Genomic DNA, 3,233 nt, shown 5'->3' with positions numbered 1-3,233 from the left:
TGCCACAGGTTTGGTTTGTTTAATGTTGGAAGGCTTTAGCCTGATATTGTTAAGTCAAACTCATTATGTCGTTTTTGCCTTCCTGCTATTCTGTGGGGCAGCCTTTATGTCCGGAATAGGAAATGCCTGTTTTGATACAGTATTAATGAAGGAAATCCCCGAAGAATATCAAGGTACGATGTTTGGATTATTGGCGACTATCTCGAATCCCATCTTAGGGCTGTCCATGTTCATTTCTGGAGCAGCCTTAGAATTTCTGGCCCCACGCACTATGGGGGTGATTGGCGGAATGGCCTATATGTTAGTAGCAATCGTCATGTTGATTAGCTTTTTTTCAAGAGGATTTAGGAAAAAAACAACTATCGGAGAATAAGGCCGTTATTCTAAGCGGTCTTTTTCATCATTAACCGCTGAAAACGTTTTACCATATTATAATCATACGAACTTATTGGCAAAAAGAATTATAATATGGGAAAAATCGGACAAGAATGTGAAGGGAACTCAATTTGAAAAAGAGGTGTGCAACCATGAAAGAACCTTTTGAATACCCGAACATTTTTTACAATGAAGTCATTATGTACCTAGAAACAAAATGGGACCGCCGTTTAACCGACCATGAACGGAATGTCTTGATCGAGGGGTACCGCTTTGGTCGAATGGTGGAAGCAGAAAATGAAATAAAAATTTTGTTTGCAAAATAAAAAGCACTCTTTTTTACAAAGAGTACTTTTTGAAAAATTTATGCCAAAACCTCAGATTTGGACGGCATTATAACCAGTTCAAGTGCATGTTTTTCTGTTTCATCTAAAGGTACCAACGGCAATCGTACGCCGCCAACAGGTATACCTTTAATATTTAGGGCTGCTTTTACCGGAGTAGGGTTCGGTGCAGCAAATAGGGCTTTCATAGTAGGCAGAAGTGTGCGATGTGCAGCAGCCGCTTCTTTCACTTGGCCATTTTTAAACAGATGAATCATTTCCTGCATTTCATTGCCAATAATATGAGAAGCTACGGAAATGACACCTGCCCCACCAATGGAGAGGACTGGGAGGGTTAATCCGTCATCTCCGCTGTATAAAGTAAAATCATCAGGGGTTTGGTCGATTATAGCAGCCATGGCATCTAAAGTGCCGCTGGCTTCTTTTACAGCAACGATATTATTTATGTGTGATAAACGCACTACTGTTTCCACTGAAAGGTTGGTCACACTGCGACCAGGGATATTATAAAGAACCACTGGTAACGAAGTTGATTCAGCGATTGCTTTAAAGTGTTGATACAGGCCTTCTTGTGAGGGCTTATTATAGTAGGGAACTACAAGCATAACTCCGTCAACACCGACTTCTTCAGCTTGTTTGGATAGTTTAATTGATGCATGTGTATTATTGGATCCTGTCCCAGCGATGACAGGTACTCTGCCATTAACGACCTCCACAACAAATTTAAATAAGGTTACTTTTTCTTCCGAGGATAAAGTGGGAGATTCCCCAGTTGTTCCAGCAACTACTAATCCGTCAGTTCCATTGTCAATTAAATAATTTACTAGATTTTTTGTCGCGTCAAAATCCACCTCACCATTATCATTGAATGGTGTAACCATTGCGGTTAATACTTGGCCAAAATTCATTTTGCTCACCCTTTTTATAATTTTTTTAGAAATTAGAGGGGTAAGGCCATATCAAATTCAACGCAAAAAAGCAACAACGAGGGATCCGCTGCTGCAGTAGAAACAAAAATCATGCTCGTTCCTGTGCGTGAGATAGCCCTCCATATAGTTTCCTATATGACAGTTCAGTACTTATTCAATAGCTGAACCAGCTTCAAATACTATGAGTATCTTCGAAGCTTCGGCAAATTCCCCTTTCCACAAACCTCATCGGACCTCATAATCCTCCAATCGTGTACTAATGGTTTTTGCGCCTCTATCCTCACTTCAAAAGGTTTGAAGTAAGAAAATATATAATTTATTGTAATATAACAGAATATTCCATACATTACAAGTGGTAATACATGCTATTTTCTAAAAATGAGAGAAAAGTCACAGGCGGCTCATTTGTAATTTTTATTGGGATAATGTTAAAAATAGATAGAAGTTATTTGTGAAAAAAGGGGAATATAACGTGGAAATTGGAATTAGTACGTTTGTTGAAACAACACCTGATCTTAAAACTGGTGAAACGATAAGTCATGCTCAAAGAATACGTGATGTGGTAGAAGAGATTGTCCTGGCTGATCAAGTTGGCTTGGATGTCTTTGGGGTAGGGGAGCATCATCGAGAAGATTTTGCAGCATCATCCCCAGCAGTGATTCTGGCTGCGGCTGCTTCTAAAACAAACCGAATTCGGTTAACAAGTGCAGTAACGGTTCTGTCATCCGATGATCCCGTTCGAGTATACCAAGATTTTGCCACTGTTGACGCGATTTCTAACGGCCGTGCAGAAATCATGGCGGGTCGAGGTTCCTTTATCGAATCATTCCCGTTATTTGGTTATAATCTGCAGGATTATGATGAGCTATTTGAAGAGAAATTGGAACTACTATTAAAAATATGCCAATCTGAGAAAGTGACTTGGCAGGGTAAACATAGACCGGCTATTAATCATTTGGGAGTCTACCCACGTCCGGTTCAGAATCCTTTGCCAGTATGGATTGGTAGTGGAGGTAATGCAGAATCTGTCGTTCGGGCAGGTGTGCTCGGTTTACCGTTAGTATTAGCGATTATTGGCGGCAGTCCGCGTCAATTCGCCCCACTGGTTCAGTTGTATAAAAGATCCGCAGCACAAGCAGGTCACGATGTTTCCAAGTTAACGGTAGCATCCCATTCACACGGATTTGTTGCCGAAAGGTCAGAAATAGCTGCGGATAAATTTTTCCCGCCTACTCAATATGTGATGAATGTATTAGGGCGTGAACGTGGTTGGGGTCATTATAGCAGAGCCAGCTTTGATTCAGCCCGGAGTTTGGAGGGTGCACTGTATGTAGGGGATCCTGAAACAGTGGCGCAGAAAATCATTCATTTAAGGAAAAATGTAGGAGTCACTCGCTTTATGCTACATTGTCCTGTGGGTTCTATGCCACATGAAGACGTCATGCGGGCCATTGAGTTGTTAGGGACAGAAGTAGCTCCTCGAGTTCGTGAGGAAGTTTCTAAGTGGGAAACTACTGATAAGTAATTGGTAAGGAAGCTATGAGAAGGTTCTATGTGACCGAAAAAACGAAAGAATCGAAAAAAC

The 3,233-nt window shown here is 41.0% G+C and carries 3 protein-coding genes, 1 pseudogene and 1 riboswitch; of the genes and pseudogenes, 3 read left to right on the top strand and 1 reads right to left on the bottom strand.

Annotation, left to right across the window (positions count from 1 at the left end):
• A pseudogene (locus tag V7083_RS14995) lies at positions 1 to 373 on the top strand (MFS transporter); the annotation flags it as partial.
• Between the two features lie 154 nt (positions 374 to 527).
• On the top strand, positions 528 to 701 hold the full coding sequence (locus V7083_RS14990) for a hypothetical protein (protein ID WP_335479181.1): 174 nt from the start codon (positions 528 to 530) through the stop codon (positions 699 to 701).
• 38 nt (positions 702 to 739) lie between these two features.
• Here the strand turns inward: V7083_RS14990 and dapA are convergent, their stop codons facing one another.
• A complete protein-coding gene (gene dapA, locus V7083_RS14985; RefSeq protein WP_335479179.1) occupies positions 740 to 1,627 on the bottom strand; it encodes a 4-hydroxy-tetrahydrodipicolinate synthase in 888 nt (295 codons plus the stop codon).
• A gap of 125 nt (positions 1,628 to 1,752) precedes the next feature.
• A riboswitch (Lysine riboswitch) is annotated at positions 1,753 to 1,933 on the bottom strand.
• Between the two features lie 187 nt (positions 1,934 to 2,120).
• Between dapA and V7083_RS14980 the strand changes: the two genes are divergently transcribed.
• Complete coding sequence (locus V7083_RS14980; RefSeq protein ID WP_335479177.1) at positions 2,121 to 3,173, top strand: LLM class flavin-dependent oxidoreductase; 1,053 nt, start codon at positions 2,121 to 2,123, stop codon at positions 3,171 to 3,173.
• The last annotated feature ends 60 nt before the right edge of the window (positions 3,174 to 3,233 follow it).

It is taken from the genome of Bacillus sp. JJ1764 (genome assembly GCF_036962145.1).
Taxonomy (GTDB): domain Bacteria; phylum Bacillota; class Bacilli; order Bacillales; family Cytobacillaceae; genus Neobacillus.
The sequence above is the reverse complement of the archived record's forward strand: the minus strand, read 5'-3'. Positions and strand labels throughout refer to the sequence as shown.

What these genes read in the sequence shown, in the direction of transcription:
- V7083_RS14990 (WP_335479181.1), top strand. Translation starts at nt 528, where the DNA reads ATGAAAGAACCTTTTGAATACCCGAACATTTTTTACAATGAAGTCATT.
- dapA (WP_335479179.1), bottom strand. Translation starts at nt 1,627, where the DNA reads ATGAATTTTGGCCAAGTATTAACCGCAATGGTTACACCATTCAATGAT.